At 67.8% G+C, this 17,234-nt stretch carries 13 protein-coding genes; 11 read left to right on the top strand and 2 right to left on the bottom strand.

Annotation, left to right across the window (positions count from 1 at the left end):
- Nucleotides 1-241 precede the first annotated feature (241 nt).
- Genes VLG41_RS22130 through VLG41_RS22105 form a run of 6 tightly spaced genes read left to right on the top strand, consistent with a single transcriptional unit; the run spans nt 242 to nt 7,905 of the window.
- Nucleotides 242-856: a GspH/FimT family pseudopilin gene (locus tag VLG41_RS22130; RefSeq protein WP_325351540.1), complete on the top strand. Its 615-nt coding sequence runs from the start codon at nt 242-244 to the stop codon at nt 854-856.
- 2 nt (nt 857-858) lie between these two features.
- A complete protein-coding gene (gene pilV, locus VLG41_RS22125) occupies nt 859-1,353 on the top strand; it encodes a type IV pilus modification protein PilV (RefSeq protein WP_325351539.1) in 495 nt (164 codons plus the stop codon).
- A complete protein-coding gene (locus tag VLG41_RS22120) occupies nt 1,350-2,378 on the top strand; it encodes a prepilin-type N-terminal cleavage/methylation domain-containing protein (RefSeq protein WP_325351538.1) in 1,029 nt (342 codons plus the stop codon). The genes pilV and VLG41_RS22120 overlap by 4 nt, the downstream gene beginning before the upstream one ends.
- Nucleotides 2,379-2,380: 2 nt before the next feature.
- Nucleotides 2,381-2,905, top strand: a complete 525-nt coding sequence (locus VLG41_RS22115; RefSeq protein ID WP_325351537.1) for a pilus assembly protein — start codon at nt 2,381-2,383, stop codon at nt 2,903-2,905.
- A gap of 19 nt (nt 2,906-2,924) precedes the next feature.
- Entirely contained in the window at nt 2,925-7,430 is a 4,506-nt protein-coding gene (locus VLG41_RS22110; RefSeq protein WP_325351536.1) for a pilus assembly protein, read from the top strand.
- Nucleotides 7,431-7,458: 28 nt separating this feature from the next.
- Complete coding sequence (locus VLG41_RS22105) at nt 7,459-7,905, top strand: type IV pilin protein (RefSeq protein ID WP_325351535.1); 447 nt, start codon at nt 7,459-7,461, stop codon at nt 7,903-7,905.
- Between the two features lie 22 nt (nt 7,906-7,927).
- Here VLG41_RS22105 and VLG41_RS22100 read toward each other — a convergent pair whose 3' ends face one another.
- Nucleotides 7,928-8,833, bottom strand: a complete 906-nt coding sequence (locus VLG41_RS22100) for a LysR family transcriptional regulator (RefSeq protein WP_325351534.1) — start codon at nt 8,831-8,833, stop codon at nt 7,928-7,930.
- Between the two features lie 96 nt (nt 8,834-8,929).
- Between VLG41_RS22100 and VLG41_RS22095 the strand changes: the two genes are divergently transcribed.
- The 5 genes from VLG41_RS22095 to VLG41_RS22075 all read left to right on the top strand — a co-directional run bounded on the left by VLG41_RS22095 (nt 8,930) and on the right by VLG41_RS22075 (nt 16,255).
- Nucleotides 8,930-9,859, top strand: coding sequence for a hydroxymethylglutaryl-CoA lyase (locus VLG41_RS22095; RefSeq protein WP_325351533.1), 930 nt, complete (start codon nt 8,930-8,932; stop codon nt 9,857-9,859).
- The gene (locus VLG41_RS22090) at nt 9,856-11,013 is read left to right on the top strand and encodes a CaiB/BaiF CoA-transferase family protein (RefSeq protein WP_325351532.1); all 1,158 of its coding nucleotides are present in this window, start codon (nt 9,856-9,858) and stop codon (nt 11,011-11,013) included. The genes VLG41_RS22095 and VLG41_RS22090 overlap by 4 nt, the downstream gene beginning before the upstream one ends.
- 44 nt (nt 11,014-11,057) lie before the next feature.
- The gene (locus tag VLG41_RS22085) at nt 11,058-12,041 is read left to right on the top strand and encodes a tripartite tricarboxylate transporter substrate binding protein (protein WP_325351531.1); all 984 of its coding nucleotides are present in this window, start codon (nt 11,058-11,060) and stop codon (nt 12,039-12,041) included.
- 142 nt (nt 12,042-12,183) lie between these two features.
- Nucleotides 12,184-12,984 carry a phosphodiesterase gene (locus tag VLG41_RS22080; protein ID WP_325351530.1) on the top strand — a complete coding sequence of 267 codons (801 nt, stop codon included), beginning with the start codon at nt 12,184-12,186 and terminating at the stop codon, nt 12,982-12,984.
- A 7-nt stretch (nt 12,985-12,991) separates the two neighbouring features.
- Nucleotides 12,992-16,255, top strand: coding sequence for a PAS domain-containing protein (locus tag VLG41_RS22075; RefSeq protein ID WP_325351529.1), 3,264 nt, complete (start codon nt 12,992-12,994; stop codon nt 16,253-16,255).
- A 4-nt stretch (nt 16,256-16,259) separates the two neighbouring features.
- On the opposite strand, the gene VLG41_RS22070 is transcribed toward VLG41_RS22075, so the two are convergent.
- A complete protein-coding gene (locus VLG41_RS22070; RefSeq protein WP_325351528.1) occupies nt 16,260-17,189 on the bottom strand; it encodes an inositol monophosphatase family protein in 930 nt (309 codons plus the stop codon).
- Between the last annotated feature and the right edge of the window lie 45 nt (nt 17,190-17,234).

Here is a 17,234-nt window from a genome sequence, read left to right as displayed (position 1 = left end):
TGGCCGCATCCGTCTGGCCGATCGTTGTCGGGCGGCCAATACGGCCTTTCGTCAGGTCGCCGGAGGAACCCCGGGCCTGCAGCACCGAGGATGCCGGTACCCCCATTTGCCGGCTTGGCGCCAAAGTGCCTCGGCCATCCTCACGATGCAAGACGCATCCATTTGTAACCGCTCGTCGTTGCCCTATGGACGCCCGTCTGGCCGGTCGCGTGGGCGCGCGGGGACGCGGAAGCATGTCGGGATGCACGCTCGGTCACCCCATACCTGTATACGAAAGCGCTCAATTCGGGCGATCGGCGGCGTAACGCTGATCGAGCTTTTGGTTGGCCTGGCGCTGTTGGCGATCCTCATGGCCATTGCGGTGCCGAGCTTTCGCGGTACGGCGGCCAGCAACCGGCTCAGCGCCTCGGCCGCCGAGGTGGTGAACACCATGGCACTGGCGCGAAGCGAAGCCATCCGCCGCGGCAGTCGGGTCTCCGTGTGCAAGAGCGCCGACGGCGCTGCCTGCACCCTTGTTGGCGGCTGGGAGCAGGGTTGGATCGTGTTCGTCGACACCACGCGCGCAGGCGCCAATGCTTCCGTGGACGCGGGCGAGGTCATCGTCAGCCGCGTTGGTCGCCAAGCCGACGGCATCACCATCCAGGGCACGGCCGCCCTGGCCAACTATGTATCTTTCGCGGCGGACGGGACGGTGCGCACCATGGCCGGTGCAGCGCTGGCGGGTGGTCTGCGCACGTGCTCCACTCTCGCAAGCCTGACGGACGCCGCGCGGGCCCGTCGGCTCGACATCAGTGCGGCTGGCCGGCTGGCGTCGTCAAATCCTTCCGTGCTCGCCACTTGTCCCGCCCCCACATGACCATGCGCGCGAATTCCTCCCAACGTGTTCCGTTCCGGCGCCAGCGCGGAGCGGGGCTCATCGAGATCCTGGTGTCCGTGGTCATCCTGGCCATCGGTTTGCTGGGCATGGCCGGGCTTCAGGCCAACGCGCTGCGCGGCAACCAAAGCAGCTACGCGCGCAGTCAGGCGGTCATGCTGAGCTACTTCATGCTGGACATGATGCGCGCCGATCGCGGCGAAGCCTTGCTGGGGCGCTACAACACCGATACGAACGCGGCGCCCGGCGCCGTGCTGACACCCGTCTGCAGCGTGGGCGATGTGCCGCAGGACACGCTGATCGACAACAGCCGCGAGGACTGGCTCAACGCCATCAAGGCCGGCCTGGGCAACGACGCGCAGTCCTGTGGGGCCATTCGTTGCGAGAGCAACGGTGAGTGCACCATCCAGATCACCTGGGATGACTCGCGGGCGGGCGGCGAGGGCCAGCAGCGCTTCACGACGAGGAGCCGGTTGTGACCGCCAATCTTGTGCCCCCCTTCATGCGCCGCGCTCAGCGCGGCCTTACGCTCATCGAATTGATGGTGAGCATGGTGTTGGGCCTGCTGCTGGTGCTGGGTGTCGTCAGCGTGTACGTGACCAACCAGCAGGCGGCGCGCACCAACGAAGGCCTGGCCCGCTTGCAGGAGGGCGGCCGCATTGCCTTCGAGCTGCTGTCTCGTGAGCTGCGCCAGGCCGGGGGTAACCCCTGCGGCGCCCGGCTGATCGCCAATGTGCTCGTCAACCCGACCGCCAACTGGTATACGGATTTTGCGGCCGGCCCGGTGCGCGGCTTCGAAGGCAACGTGGCAGCCGCGGACATCGTTCCCACCGGCTCGGCCGTGGGCGAGCGTGTCCTCAATACCGATGCAGTGCTCGTCATGAGCGCCAACACCAACGATGCGGCTACCGTGGTGACGCACAACCCCACCGCAGCGTCGTTCGAGTTGAGCACCATCAACCATGGCATCGCCGACGGAGAGGTTGTGATGGTGTGCGACAACCAGTCGGCCGCCATTACGCAGATCACGAGCGCGCAGTCCGGAACGAACACGACGATCGTGCACAACACGGGCGAGGAGGTGCCGGGCAACTGCACCAAGGGCCTGGGGTATCCCACCCTGTGCACCACGAACGGCACCCCCAAGACGTTCACAGAGGGCAGCGTCATCAGCCGTCTGAATCCGGGCTTCTGGTACATCGGCAACAACCCCCGTGGGGGGCGATCGCTTTACCGTGCGGGCCGGATCAGTCGGGAGGAAATCACGGATGGCGTGACGGACATGCAATTGCGTTACCTCACGCGCAACGCCACTTCCGGGGTGTTGGCCAACAACTGGGTTGAGGCATCAGCCATCACCAATTGGTCGGACGGCGGTACGGACTTGCCGGTTGCCATGCGCATCCATCTTTCGCTTGTTTCGCTGCAAGCCGTTGGCACCGACCAGCAGTCCTTGCGCCGCGAGCAGGTGTACGCCGTGACCCTGCGCAACCGCGCTCAATGAACATGAGTCGTTCCTCCTTCTCCCTTTCTGTGAGCGCTGGTGCGAATCAGCGCGGCGTGGTTCTCGTCGTCGCGCTCGTCTTGCTGGCGATCATGGCGCTGGTGGGCCTCAATGCGATGCGGTCCGTGTCGCTCGAAGAGCGCATGACGGGGCACACCTACGACCGCAGCGTGTCGTTCCAGGCTGCCGAGGCGGCTTTGCGGGAGGCCGAAGCCATGGTGGCGCTCAATAAGCCGGTGGCGGGCGGTGCCTGCGCGGCGGGCGTGTGTCCCGCGCCGTTGTCGACGGCCACGCCACGCTGGCTCGATCCGACGTTTGCCGGGTGGCAGAACGCCGCCACGGTCACCAGTGGATCGGTCAGCCTGACGCCGCAGTACTTTGTGGAATACCTAGGCAATACCTTCGAATGCGAACCGGGCTCCCCGTCCACGTCCACCGACTGCAAGCGTTACCGCATCACGGCACGCAGCAACGCCGGGGCGGACCGGGCGAGCGTGATGGTGCAGTCCACCTATGCCACCGATTGATATCCCAGGGAGCCGACCCATGAAACCCCAGAGCTTGCTCAACGGCGCCGCCAAGTTCGCGCTGCTGCTCGGCGCGCTGTCGGTGCAGCTGTTCACCAGCCACGTCGATGCCGTGGCAGCGCCGCTGGCGATCCCCAACGTGCCGCTGACAGCGACCATCAACGCCAAGCCGATGACCATGCTCATCGCGGGACGCGATCACCGGCTGTTCTACGAGGCATACAACGACGCCAGCGATGTCGATGGCGATGGGGTGCTGGACATCCGGTTCAAGCCGGCGATCACCTACTACGGGCTGTTCGATTCCAAGGTCTGCTACCGCTACGTCGATGGGCAGGGACAGGCCAATGAGCAGTTTGAGCCTGCGGCGACTGCGGACGCCTCGGGCCGCTGTGTGGGTACAGGCGATGCCGAATGGTCAGGCAACTGGCTCAACTACATGACGACGAGCCGAATCGATGCGCTGCGAAAGGTGCTGTATGGCGGTCATCGGGAGGTCGATATCGACGGCAAGACCATCCTGCGGCGTGCCTACATCCCGCAAGATGCCCATAGCTGGGGCAAGGAATACCGCAACGTCGCGACCGACGGCTATGACATCAGCGACTACACGCCGCTGGCGCTGCCCACGGCCACCAACCGGCGACATTTCTTCGGCAGCCTGACGGCCACGAACGGCGTCAATTGCAGCACTTTGTCCGATTGCAGCGGACGCAGGCCCTTGTTGCGTATCCGCCCCAACGTAGAGAACCGGCGCATCTGGGAGTGGGCCTCGAAGGAGCGGCCGGTGCTGCACGACAGCCTGTCGGCGGGCAGCTTCACAGCGGACAACCCGGAGTCGAATTACACCGTGCGTGTGCTGGTGTGTACGGCCAGCTACAACACGGACTGCAAGCGCTATCCCAACGGCAACATCAAGCCCATCGGACTGCTGCACGAGTACGGCGAGAACGACGCCATGCTGTTCGGCCTGATCACAGGCAGTTACGACCGCCACATGACCGGTGGCCGTCTGCGCAAGGTTGTGTCCTCGTTTGCCAATGAGATCAATGCCAACTCCGGCGTTTTTCAGACCGGCGCGAACGCGCCCATCGTCACAAGCTTCAACAACCTGCGCATCCGCGGCTTCAACCAATCGAGCAGCAGCAACGAGTACGCATTCTCCGGCCCCTACGCCGCCTCCGCTCGGGCACCTACCGAAGGAGAGTTCGTGGACTGGGGCAATCCGATCGGCGAAATGATGTACGAGGGACTGCGCTACTTCGCCGGGGCGAACGCGCCCAGCAACGGTTTCGATAGCTCGGATCAACGTACGCTCGACACAGCAGTCGGCCTGAGCAGCGCGGCCTGGGACGATCCTTACGCGAACAACAGCACCGCCCGGGCGCAATACTGCGCACGTCCCAATTTCCTCGTCGTCTCGAACATCAATCCGTCTTTCGATTCGGACAGTGTTCCCGGATCGACCTTCAACACCTTCAGCGACTCCTCAGGCAACCTGTCGGGCCTTAACGTGACGACCGTGGCCAATAACATCTCCGGTATCGAGGACCGGGTGGTGGCGTCGGCAATCACGGGAAAGACTTTCTTCATCGGCCAATCGGGCACGGGGACTGCCGACAATGCGCCGACGCCCAAGTCGGTGGCCGGTCTTGGCTCCGTGCGTGGCCTGGCGCCGGACGAAACGAGCAAGCAAGGCAGCTTCTATTCAGCCGCGCTGGCCTACTGGGCCAAGACCAACAACATCCGTCGTGACCTGAGCAATACGCACAGCGCGGCGAATGTCAACATCGACAGCTACGTGGTGGCATTGAGTTCGCCTTTGCCCACCATCGAGGTGAGCATCAACGGGCGCAAGGTGTCACTGGTGCCCTTCGCCAAGTCGGTCGGTGGCAACGATAGCATCTCCAACGCCAAGACGGCCTACCAACCCACGAACCAGATCGTCGACTATTACGTTGAGGAACTGACGCTGCCAACCAATGCCGCGACCGGTGAAGGCTACCGCGCCGTGTTCCAGATCAACTTCGAGGACGTGGAGCAGGGTGGCGACCACGACATGGACGCGATCGCGCGCTACACCGTCGAAGTGCTGAACGGCCAGCTGCGCGTCACCGTGGTGCCGACCTATCAAGCCGGCAGCATGCAGCAACACATGGGCTTCGTGATCTCGGGCGTCACCGATGCGGGCGGCACGGTGCGTGACGGCGTGTACCTGGTGGCCAGGGACCAGAACAACTCGCCGCGTTACTACCTGAACGTGCCGCCCGGTCAATGGGCCGGCTATTGCAACTACGACAACACGGCCGACATGCCCGCCGCCTGCGCCACACTGCCCAGCCTCGGCGATGCCGCACACACCTACGTGTTCCGCCCGAACACGGGCGGCACGAGCGCGCAACTGCTCAAGGATCCGCTGTGGTACGTGGCCAAGTACGGCGGCTACGTCAAGGAGGACGACGACAACAGCACGGGCGTCGGCCCCACGCGCCAATCGGAATGGGACGCCTTGCCCGTGAGGAGCGATGGCACCGTCGGCGATGGCGTGCCGGACAACTACTTCCTGGTGCAGAACCCCTTGAACCTCAAGGCCTCGCTGCGCCGCGCCCTCGAGAACATTGCCAATAACAGCGCCAGCGGCGGCAACATCATTGCCAACAGCACGCGCCTGGAGGAGGAGTCATACGTCTTCCAAGCCACCTTCAACAATAGCCGGTGGTCCGGCGACCTGCTGGCCTACCGCGCCAGCTCCAGCGGCGTGAGCCAGACAGCCGACTGGAATGCGGCCGCCGAGCTGCCGAAGAACAGCAACGCCGCGCGCCGGATCTTTTACTGGTCGGACGCCAGTGGCGCGAACAAGGGCAAGGAGTTTCTCTGGGGCAATCTGTCCTCCGCCGAGAGAACCAGTTACTTTGGCGCCGATGCCACCCTGGGCCAGCGAATGTTCAATTACGTCCGCGGCGCGGACACGTATGAATATTCCCGTGGCGGTACGTTCCGCGATCGCAGCGCCAACACCGTGCTGGGCGACATTGCGCATTCCTCGCCAGCGTACAGCAAGGACAGTTCGGTGGTGTTCGTCGGTTCCAACGGCGGCATGCTGCACGCGTTCTCCACGCTGCCACTCAGCTCCACCAACTCCGTGAGGCCTGGAACGGAGCTTTTCGCCTATGTGCCCAGTGCCGTGCTGCCCCGCCTGCGCAATCTCGCGGCGGTGGGCTACAACGTCAACCATGAGTACTTCGTCGATGGTGACGTGGTGGTGTCCTCACAGGTTGGCAGCCCGGCCCGCAACTACCTGGTGGCCACGCTGGGGCGGGGGGGCAAAGGGCTGTTCGGCCTGGACGTGACCAACCCCTACAGCTTCAGCGCCAACGACGTGAAGTGGGAGTACTTCTCCACCACCGATGCAGACCTTGGCCGGATGCTGGGCCGTCCCGTCATCGCGAAAGCCGCCAATGGGACCGATGTCGTGGTGGTGGGCAATGGCTACAACAGCACCAATGAGTCCGCGGCGCTGTACGTGTTCAACCTCGCCACCGGTGCGCTGATCCGCAAGCTGGTGGTGCCGACGACGGCCCTGGTGGTTGGGGGCGGCAATGGACTCGCGATGCCGGGTGTATTCGACGCCACGAACGATGGCCGGATCGACGTGGCATATGCCGGTGACCTGTACGGACAAGTGTGGCGCTTCGACCTGAGCGGCACCGATCCGGCCACCTGGTCGGTGTCCAACAGCGGCGCGCCGATCTACGTGGCGCGCGATGGTCTGGGCAACCTCCAGCCCATCACGGCACCGATGACGGTGGCAATCAACAGCGTCAGCGTGGACCCGAACTTCAACAAGCGTTTCGTGTTTTTTGGCACCGGCAGTTACTTCCAGACGACCGATCCCGCCAACACCCGCAAGCAGACGCTCTACAGCATCATTGACGACGCGGCCACACCCCACACCAACCGTTCGCAGCTCTTCGAACGCACACTGTCTTCCCAGATCGTGTTCGTCGGGCGGCGCGATCCAAGTCAACCGGTGGGCCCCAACAACCCGGAAATCCGCCGTGTGGTGCGCTCGCTCAGCGCCCAGACCGCGGCGGGCGACATGTCCGGCAAGCTCGGCTGCTTCGTCGATATGCCCGAAGCGGGTGAACGCATCGTCACCCGCGCCAATCTCTTCCGCCTGGCCGAACCCACGCTGATCGCCAGCTCGATCATTCCTGAGACAGTGGACCAGTGCGTGCCCGGTGGCCGGGGCTACGTCAACGCCGTCAACCCGTTCACCTGCGCGCGGCTGGCCAAGCCCTTCTTCGACCTGAACGACAGCGGCAGCTTCGCCGACGATGCGCTGAGTGACGGCTCCTATGCGAGCTCGGTTGAAACGGGCGGAGGCCTGCCCGGCGAGGCGATCATCATCGGCAACCGGCTCGTGGTGGGTCTGTCCGGACCGCCTCCGTTCCATATCCGGATCAACACCGGTGCCACGCCTCTGAAGGGTCGCCTGTCCTGGCGCGAGATCGTGCGCGATTGACCGCCACCCGTTATCGCAAGGGATCTCCATGCTCCAACGCCAACTCCTCAAACGGCCGCGAGGCTTCACCTTGATCGAACTGATGATCACGGTGGCCATCGTTGCAATTCTCGCGGCCGTGGCGTACCCAAGCTACACCAGCCACGTGCAGAAGACGCGCCGGGCAACGGCCACCGCGTGCCTGACGGAGCTCTCGCAGTGGATGGAGCGCAACTACACCACCTGCTTGCGCTACGACGTGACCGGCGCGGGCTGTGGTACCGCGCTGACCAGTGCGCAACTGCCTGCACTGGCTTGCCGCAACGACTTGGGTGGCGCTTACACCTTCTCGTTCACGGCCAATCCCACGGCGTCGGCCTACACCCTGCGGGCGGTGCCACAAGGGCCGCAAGCGGGCGACACCCGCTGTGGCACCCTGACCCTGACCCAGACCGGGGCGAAAGGCGCTGCGGCCGCCTCTGGTTGCTGGAACTGAAAGCCCTGCTGCGTGCGCTGGCTCAGGCACCCCCCGCCTGCCAGCACAAATGCTCCACCAACCGCCCCGCCGCCGGGCTCAAGTCCTCCCGGCGCCGGAAGCAGATCGCAAACCGCCGCTGAGCCCACGGCTCGCTCAATGAAACCAGCCGCACGCGCCCGTCCAGCGTGTGCGGCGTGCTCACCTCGCGCGGCACCACGCTCACCCCCAGGCCGGCGCCCACCACGCGCAGCGCGGCGTCGAAGCTCGACACCACCACCCGGTAGTTGAATGAGCGCCCCAGCGCCGCGGCCTCGCGGTGCAGCATGGAGTGCACGGCGGTGGTGGGTGGCAGGCCCACGTGGGGGTGGTCCAGCGCTTCCGCCAGGCGCAAGGCCTCGCGCCCGGCCAAGGCGTGTCCCCCGGGCACCGCCAGCACCAACTCGTCGCCGCGGTAGGGCAGGGTGGCCAGCCCACCGAAGTCGATGCGGTCCCAGCAGATGCCCAGCGGCACCACGCCGTCGCGCACCAGGCCGACGATCTCGCGCGAGATGCGCTCTTCGATGTCGACCTTGATGTCCTGGTGCTGCGGCTCGCGCATGAAGGCGGCGATGTCGTCCAGCAAGGCCTCGGCGATGGCCGAGACGCTGGCGACCAGGCGCACCTGTCCGCGGATGCTGCCGCGAAACGCCGCCATGTCGGCGTCGATGCGCGCGAGCGTGAACTGCAGGCCTCGCGCATGCTCCAGCAGCGCCTGACCGGCCGGCGTAGGCCTGGCCCCCTGGCGCCCTCGCAGCAGCAGGGGCTGGCCCACGGCGTCTTCCAGTTGCGCCAGCCGCTTGCTGATGGCCGAGGGCTCGATGTGCTCCTGCGCGGCAGCGGCCTTGATGTTGCCGTGGTCGCACACCGCCACGAACAGGCGCAGGCTTTTCAGGTCCAGGTCTCTCATGGGTTCCGATCGGGAATTCAATGGCTTCCAAATATTCACTTGAAGTCCGTATGGGAAGCCAACACACTCTAGCCGAACCCCGGAGACAAGGAAACGATGCTGACCCTGCCCACCCACGCGGTGATCCGCGAAGTCGGCCTGCGCGATGGCCTGCAGAGCATCGCCACCGTGCTGAGCACCGAACGCAAGCGCGCCTGGGTGCGCCGCGCGTTCGAGGCTGGCCAGCGCGAGATCGAGGTCGGCTCCTTCGTGCCGCCGCACCTGCTGCCGCAACTGGCCGACACGGCCGAGGTGCTGGCCTACGCGAAGACCTTGCCTGGCCTGGTGGCCAGCGTGCTGGTGCCCAACCTCAAGGGCGCCGAGCGCGCGCTGGCGGCCGGTGCCGACCTGATGCTGCTGCCGCTGTCGGCCAGCCACGCGCACAGCCTGGCCAACCTGCGCAAGACGCCCGACGAGGTGGTGGCCGAGATGGCGCGCATCCGCGCCGCGCGCGACGCCTCGGGCCGGTCCACGCTGATCGAGGGCGGTGTGGGCACGGCCTTCGGCTGCACGCTTCAGGGTGAGGTGAAGCCTGCCGAGGTGCTGCGTCTGATGGCCGCGCTGTTGGATGCGGGCGCCGACCGCGTGAGCCTGGCCGATACCGTGGGCCACGCCGACCCGGCGGCCGTGAGCCGGCTGTTCGAGCAGGCCCTGAAGCTCGCGGGCGAGCGCTTCGCGGGCGGGCACTTTCACGACACGCGTGGCCTGGCGCTGGCCAACACCCTGGCCGCGCTGCAACTGGGCGTGGCGCGTTTCGACGCCTCGCTGGCCGGCATCGGCGGCTGTCCGCACGCGCCCGGGGCCAGCGGCAACGCCACCACCGAGGATCTGGCCTTCATGCTCGCGGCCATGGGCGTGCGCACCGGCATCCGCCTGGCGCCGCTGCTGTCGCTGCGCGCCGATCTGGCGCAATGGCTCGATGGTGAAGCCACTCACGGCACGCTGTGGCGCGCGGGCGTGCCGCAGCACCTGGAGTTGAGCGAATGAGTTCGAGCAACACCGGCCTGCCGCTCGAGGGCGTGCGCGTTGTCGAGTTCACGCACATGGTCATGGGCCCCACCTGCGGGATGATCCTGGCCGACCTGGGCGCGGAGGTCATCAAGGTGGAGCCACCCGGAGGCGACAAGACACGCCACCTGCCGGGCCTGGGCATCGGCTTCTTCCGCAGCTTCAATCGCAACAAGAAAAGCGTGGTGCTCGACATCCAGACGCCCGAGGGCCTGGCGAGCGCACGCGAGCTCATCGGCGCGAGCGACGTGCTGATCGAGAACTTCCGCCCCGGCCTGATGGACCGCCTGGGCCTGGGCCACGAGGCGCTGTCGCGCGACTTCCCGCGGCTGATCACCGTGTCGCACAAGGGTTTCCTGCCCGGGCCGTACGAGGACCGTCTGGCGCTGGATGAGGTGGTGCAGAACATGGCCGGGCTCACCTACATGACCGGTCCGCCCGGTCGACCGCTGCGCGCGGGCAGCAGCGTCAACGACATCATGGGCGGCATGTTCGGGGCCATCGGCGTGCTGGCCGCGCTGCGCGAGCGCGAGCGCACCGGGCGCGGCCAGGCCATCCAGAGCGCGCTGTTCGAGAACTGCTGCCTGCTCGCCGCGCAGCACATGCAGCAGTTCCAGATGACGGGCGAGGTGCCACCGCCGTTTCCGGCGCGCGTGTCGGCCTGGAGCGTGTACGACACCTTCGAGGTGGCGAATGGCGAGCAGCTGTTCATCGGCGCCGTGAGCGACAAGCAGTTCCTGGCCCTGTGCGGCGTGCTGGGCCGCGAGGACCTGGCCGGCGACCCGGGCCTGGCCACCAACGCGCAGCGCGTGGCGCGGCGCCCCGAGCTGCTGGCCGAACTGGGCCGCACGCTGCGCGCGCACGCCATCGACGGGCTCTGCGAGCGCCTGCAGGCCGCTGGCCTGCCGTACGCCCGCGTGATGCGCCCCGATCAACTGGTGGCCGACGAGCACCTGCTGCAAAGCGGGGGCCTGGTGCCCATGGCCACCGACGACGGCGACACCACGCAGGTGGTGCTGCTGCCCTTGCTCATGGGCGGCCGCCGCCCCGGCGTGCGCCACCCCCTGGCCGCCGTGGGCGAGCACACCGAGGAGGTGCTGGGCCGCCGGACACCCGCACCCCAATCCGCCTGAGCGCACGCCCGGGCTTCACGCACCCCCAGAAGAGGAGACACACCATGCACAAGACCCCGACACTGCGCCGCCGCCACGTGCTGGCGCTGGCCACCGCCGCCAGCCTGGGCGTTCCCGCCTTCGCGCAGGCCCCGTCCGCGCCGCTGCGAGTCATCCTGCCCCTGGGCGCCGGCTCGGGCGTGGACACCATCATGCGTTCGACGCAGAACGCGTTGAGCAAGGCCCTGGGCGGGCAGTCGGTGGTGATCGAGAACCTGCCCGGCGCGGGCGGCATCACCGGTACGCACGCGCTGGTGCGCGCGCCGGCCGACGGCCTCACGGTGGCCGTCATCTCCAACAACCACGCGGTCAACCCCAGCGTCTACAAGAGCCTGCCGTACGACAGCCTGGCCGACATCACGCCGATCTGCGTGGTTGGCGGCTCGCCCTTCGTGCTGGTGGTGAACCCGGCCAAGGTGCCCGCGAAGGACGCGAAGGAGATGCAGGCCCTGCTGAAGTCGCGCCCCGGCCAGTTCAACATGGGCTCCTCGGGCAACGGCACCATCATCCACCTGGCGGGCGAGATGTTCGTGGACGCGCTGGATGTGAAGGTGCAGCACGTGCCCTACAAGGGCATGGGGCCGATGATGGTGGACATCATCTCGGGCCAGGTGGAGTTCGGCGTGGGCGCGGTGCCGGCGGTGCAGGGCCACCTGGCGGCCGGGCGCATGCGCGCCATTGGCGTCATGGGCGCGCAGCGCGTGGCCTCGCTGCCCGATCTGCCCACCATCGCCGAGCAGGGTTTCCCCTCGGTGGACGTGGCGGGCTGGTTCGCGGTGGTGGGCCCCAAGGGCCTGCCCGCCGCCCAGGTGCGGCGCCTGCACGACGCTGTGGTGGCGGCCTTCGCCGATCCCGAGGTCAAGGCGGCCATGGCCAGGCAGGACAACTTCATCCAGCCCATGAGCCCGGAGCAATCCGCGGCCTTCCTCAAGGCCGAGCAGGAGCGCTATGCGCGCCTGGTGGCCAAGGCCAGCATCAAGCTCGACTGAACCGGCAGGTGCCAGACCGGACAGAAATCAACATCCCCTGAACGAGGGGATGCCCGGGGTTTCGAGGGCTTGCCGGGCCTGGGGTCGGCGTGGATGATGCACGGATGCCCCGCGCCAGCCATCCCACGAGCCCCACCCCCGCATGCTGATCGCCCAGGTGTCCGACCTGCACGTCTGTGCCCCGGGCCAACTGGCCAATGGTGTGGTCGACACCAACGCCATGGCCCGCGAAGGCCTGCGTGCTGTGGCGGCGCTGCAACCCCGGCCCGACGCGCTGCTGTTGTCCGGTGACCTGGTGGAGGCGGGCGGACCGGATTCCTACGCCCACCTGCTGCAACTGCTCGCGCCGGTCGATCTGCCGCTGTACCCGCTGGCGGGCAACCACGACGAGCGCGAGTCCCTGGCTGAGGCCTTCGCCGGGCGCATCGGTCCGCACTCGGCCCGCCTGCCCGGCTTTTGGCAGTACGCCGCCGCCCTGGGGCCCTTGCGGCTGCTGGCTCTGGACACGGTGGTGCCCCTGAAGGGTCACGGCGCCCTGTGTGCGCGCCGGCTCGACTGGCTCGATCAGCGCCTGGCCGAGGACGCCACGCCCACCGTCATCGCCATGCACCATCCCCCGTTCGCCACCGGCATCGGGCACATGGACGAGATGGGCCTGCTCGAAGGCGCCGAGGCGCTGGAGGCCATCGTGCGGCGGCACGGCCAGGTGCAGGCCATTCTCTGCGGCCACCTGCACCGCGCCATCCAGGTTCGCTTCGGCGGCACCGTGGCCATGGTCTGTCCGAGCACGGCGCACCAGATCGCGCTCAACCTCCTGGGGTCCTCGGCCGATGGATACGTCATGGAGACTCCCGGATTTCAGTTGCACCTGTGGCACGGCGGCCGGCTGGTGAGCCACACCGTGCCGATCGGCGACTTCGGCGGCACGCGGCCTTTTGCCTGAAGCCATCATGGACGCCGGGGCGCCACTGCCTTACGACGAGCTCTTCCACCTCTCGCCGGTGGCCGCCTGCATCACGCGCGTGCGCGACGGCCTGGTGATGGACGTCAACGCCGCCTGGGAGGCCCTCTCGGGCATCGCCCGGCGCGACGCGATCGGGCGCACCACGGTGGAACTGGGGCACTGGACCGACGAGGCCGAGCGCAACGCCGCGCTGGCCAAGGTGCCCGGCACGCTGGCGCCCACCACGGTGCGTTTCAAGGGCGGCGACCCGCACCTGGTGCGCATGCACGTGGCGGTGCTGCCGGCCACGTCGCAACGGCCCGAGGCACTGCTGCTGGTGCAGATCACACACGCCGAGCGCGAGGTGATGGCAGAAGCCGCGCGCGAGCAGACTGCCATGGCCTTGCGCGAGGCCAACCGCGAACTGCAGCAGCGCGTGGAGCTGCACTCCCTGATGGAGCAGACCGCGCACGTGGGCTACTGGACGAACGCCGAGAGCGAGCAGGAGGTCTCCTGGTCGCCCGGCCTCTACGCCATCACCGGCCTGACGCCGGGCAAGGGCCTCACCCGCGCCGTGGTGCGCGGCGGCATCCACCCGGACGACATGCCTCACTGGCTGGAGGCCCGCAACAGCCGCGACAGCCGCGAGGTGGAGTTCCGCTGGCGCCACCCCGACGGCCGCATCCGCTGGTTCCGCACGCGCACCGGCCAGACCATGGTCAAGGGCAACCCGCAGACCGACTTCGGCGTGGTGCAGGACATCACCACCGAACGCGCGGCCCGCGAGCGCCTGGCCGAGCAGCTCAAGCTGCTGCAGAACATCGCTGCGCGCGTGCCGGGCATCTTCTACCAGGCCCGCCTCACGCCCGACGGGCGCAGCGAGCTGGGCTACATCAACGAGGCCGTGCGCGAGCTGTTCGACGAGGACGCGGCAGCGCTCATGCGCGAGCCACGCAAGCTGTTTCGCGTGCTGCACCCCGACGACCGCGAGCGCGTGGTCAATACGCTGGCGCGCTCGGCCAGGCACCTGCTGCCCTGGCGTGAAACCTACCGCGTGATGCTGCCCAAGCTGGGCTTGCGCTGGCTCAGCCTGGAGAGCACGCCGCAGCGCGAGCCCGACGGCAGCGTGGTCTGGCACGGGCTGGCCACCGACGTGACCGAAGCGCGCCTGGATGCGCAGCGCCGCGAGCGCGTCAACCGCATGCTGGCGGCCATCACGCAGGCGCAGTCGGTGTTCATCGAAGCCGACGACAAGCGCCGCGCGTTCGAGGGCCTGCTCGATGCCTTCCTCAGCGTCACCGGCAGCGGCTACGGTTTTCTGGGCGAAGTGCTGTACGACGACAAGGACCAGGCCTACCTGCGCACGCACGCGATGACCGACATCTCGTGGGACGAGGCCTCGCGCCTGGCGTACGCGGCGCACGCCGACACGGGCATGGAGTTCCGCAACCTGCACACCCTGTTCGGCCACGCGCTGCGCACCGGTGAGACCGTCATCGCCAATGACCCTCGCCACGACCCGCGCGCGAGTGGCATGCCCGCTGGCCACCCCGGGCTGAACGCTTTCCTCGGCATACCGCTCGCGGTGGGTGAGCGCCTGGTGGCCATGGTGGGCCTGGCCAACCAGCCCGGCGGCTACAGCGAGGATGACGTGGCCTTTCTGCAGCCGCTGCTGGGCGCGCTGCGCCAGCTCGTGCTGGCCTGGCGCCACCACGGCGAGCGCCTGCGCACCAGCGCCCAACTGGAGGCCACCAGCGCCCTGTTGGCCGAGAAAAGCGCCGCGCTGCAGGTCACGCTGGACAGCATCAACCAGGGGCTCGTGAAGATCGACCCCGAAGGCCGCGTGAGCATCTACAACCGCCGCTTCCTGGAGCTGCTGGACCTGCCCGACGAGATGATGCGCCAGCGCCCCCTGCACGACGACGTGGTGGCCTACCAGGCGAAACGGGGTGATTTCGGGCCCGACTTCGCCTGGGTCGAGCCGGGGGCGCGCGACTACGTGGCGCTCGACCCCCGGGCTGAACTGCCCCAGCAGTACTGGCGCCGCACGCGCGGCGGCCGCACGCTGGAGATCCACACCTTCCGCTTCCCGGAAGGCGGCCTGGTGCGCACCTACGCCGACGTCACCTCCTACATCCAGACGCAGGAAGCGCTGCGCGGCGAGCGCCAGCGCCTGGCCTGGGTGCTGGAGGCCACACGACCCGGCATCTGGGAGACCAACCTCGCCGACGGCAGCATGCAGATCAATGACCGCTGGGCCGAGATGCTGGGGTACACCCGCGCCGAGCTGGAGCCCATCGACCACAGGACCTGGTCCTCGCGTGTGCACCCGGATGACCTGCCGCGCGCGATCGAGGCGCGCGACCGCCACGCCTCGGGCCAGTCGCCGTACTACGAGTGCGACGTTCGCCTGCGCCACAAGGACGGCCACTGGGTGTGGGTGAACTCGCGCGGGCGCGTGCACCAGCGCGACGCCAACGACCGCGCGCTGTACATGTCGGGCACGCACCTGGACATCAGCGAGCGCGTGGCCGCGCAGGAGCAGATCCGTGCCCTCAACACCGGCCTGGAACAGCGCGTGCGCGAGCGCACGGCCGAACTGGAACGCTCCATGCGCGACATGGAGGCCATCTCGTATTCCATCGCCCACGACCTGCGCGCGCCGCTGCGCTCCGTGAACGGCTTCGCCCAGATCCTGGCCGAGGAGGAAGTGCAGCGCCTGAGCGAGAGCGGGCGCGAGATGTTCCTGCGCATCTCGCGCTCGGCGCGCAGCATGGGGCAGATGATCACCGACATGCTGGAGCTGTTGCGCGTGGTGCAGGTGGAGCTGGAGCCCCGCCCGGTGGACATGACCGCGCTGGCGCACGCCGTGGCCGAGGCGCTGGGACCGCAGGCGCCGCAGGTGCGGGTGGAGGTGGGCGAATTGCCCGAAGCGATGGGCGATGCGACGCTGCTGCGCCAGGTGCTGAGCAATCTGGTCGACAACGCCATGAAGTACTCGCGCCAGCAGGCCGCGCCCTGCGTGTGGGTGGGCTACGACCAGGCGCTGCACGCCTACTTCGTGCGCGACAACGGCATGGGCTTCGACATGGCGCGCGCGGCCAAGCTGTTCGGTTTGTTCCAGCGCCTGCACGCGGACAGCGAGGTGCCGGGGCTGGGCGTGGGGCTGGCGATCGTGCTGCGCATCGTCGAGCGGCACGGCGGGCGCGTGTGGGCCGAGTCGGCGCCGGGGCAGGGCGCCACCTTCTGGTTCAGCCTGCCGCGGACGTGAAGCCTTATTCGCGCTCGGCCGGGTCTTCGGTGTCGGGCGCCGCTTCGGGCTCCGCCGCCGGTTTGCCCACGGTTTTGCGTGCTGCCGCGCGCGCCTGGCGCACGGCTGCCTTGTCGCCCGCGCTGGCGAACTTGCTGTACTTGCCCGTCAATGCCACCAGTTGGCCGTAGATCTTGGGGTTGGCGGCCACGCATTCCTTCTGTTCCAGGAAGTCCGGCTCGCCCGTGAAATTGCCGATCAGACCGCCGGCTTCCGTCACCAGCAGCGCGCCCGCCGCCACGTCCCAGGGCGACAGGCCCATTTCGAAGAAGCCGTCGGAGAAGCCGGCTGCCACGTAGGCCAGGTCCAGCGCGGCCGAGCCCGGGCGGCGCACGCCGGCCACCTTGGGCATCACCTCGCCCAGCATCTGCATGTAGGTCTGGAAGGCGTCGCCCGGGCGGAACGGAAAGCCGGTGGACAGCAGGCAGTCGCGCAGCGCCGTGCGCTTGGCCACGCGGATGCGGCGCTCGTTGAGGTAGGCGCCGCGCCCGCGCGTGGCGCAGAACAGGTCGTTTCGGGTGGGGTCGTACACCACGGCCTGTTCGATGCGGTTGCCCACCATGAGCGCGATGCTCACGCAGTACACCGGAAAGCCGTGGATGAAGTTGGTGGTGCCGTCCAGGGGGTCGATGACCCACACGTGGTCTTTCTCGCGACCCTTGCCGGGCTGCTCACCGGACTCCTCGGCCCGGATGCCATGGCCGGGGTAGGCGGTCTTCAAGGTCTCGATGATCGCGGCCTCGGCCGCGTGGTCGATCTCGGTGACGAAATCGTTGGTCTGCTTGGCCGTCACCCGCACGGCTTCGACGTCGAGCGCGGCGCGGTTGATGATGGCGCCGGCGGCGCGCGCGGCCTTGATGGCCACGTTGAGCATGGGGTGGTAGCTGGACGACATGGATTGTGACCTTCGCGCCGCGGCGCAACGGTGAAGAGCAGGGGG

The organism is Hydrogenophaga sp. (assembly GCF_035481345.1).
Lineage (GTDB): Bacteria > Pseudomonadota > Gammaproteobacteria > Burkholderiales > Burkholderiaceae_C > Hydrogenophaga.
The sequence above is the reverse complement of the archived record's forward strand: the minus strand, read 5'-3'. Positions and strand labels throughout refer to the sequence as shown.

What these genes read in the sequence shown, in the direction of transcription:
- VLG41_RS22130 (WP_325351540.1), top strand. Translation starts at nt 242, where the DNA reads ATGCACGCTCGGTCACCCCATACCTGTATACGAAAGCGCTCAATTCGG.
- pilV (WP_325351539.1), top strand. Translation starts at nt 859, where the DNA reads ATGCGCGCGAATTCCTCCCAACGTGTTCCGTTCCGGCGCCAGCGCGGA.
- VLG41_RS22115 (WP_325351537.1), top strand. Translation starts at nt 2,381, where the DNA reads ATGAGTCGTTCCTCCTTCTCCCTTTCTGTGAGCGCTGGTGCGAATCAG.
- VLG41_RS22110 (WP_325351536.1), top strand. Translation starts at nt 2,925, where the DNA reads ATGAAACCCCAGAGCTTGCTCAACGGCGCCGCCAAGTTCGCGCTGCTG.
- VLG41_RS22105 (WP_325351535.1), top strand. Translation starts at nt 7,459, where the DNA reads ATGCTCCAACGCCAACTCCTCAAACGGCCGCGAGGCTTCACCTTGATC.
- VLG41_RS22100 (WP_325351534.1), bottom strand. Translation starts at nt 8,833, where the DNA reads ATGAGAGACCTGGACCTGAAAAGCCTGCGCCTGTTCGTGGCGGTGTGC.
- VLG41_RS22095 (WP_325351533.1), top strand. Translation starts at nt 8,930, where the DNA reads ATGCTGACCCTGCCCACCCACGCGGTGATCCGCGAAGTCGGCCTGCGC.
- VLG41_RS22090 (WP_325351532.1), top strand. Translation starts at nt 9,856, where the DNA reads ATGAGTTCGAGCAACACCGGCCTGCCGCTCGAGGGCGTGCGCGTTGTC.
- VLG41_RS22085 (WP_325351531.1), top strand. Translation starts at nt 11,058, where the DNA reads ATGCACAAGACCCCGACACTGCGCCGCCGCCACGTGCTGGCGCTGGCC.
- VLG41_RS22080 (WP_325351530.1), top strand. Translation starts at nt 12,184, where the DNA reads ATGCTGATCGCCCAGGTGTCCGACCTGCACGTCTGTGCCCCGGGCCAA.
- VLG41_RS22075 (WP_325351529.1), top strand. Translation starts at nt 12,992, where the DNA reads ATGGACGCCGGGGCGCCACTGCCTTACGACGAGCTCTTCCACCTCTCG.
- VLG41_RS22070 (WP_325351528.1), bottom strand. Translation starts at nt 17,189, where the DNA reads ATGTCGTCCAGCTACCACCCCATGCTCAACGTGGCCATCAAGGCCGCG.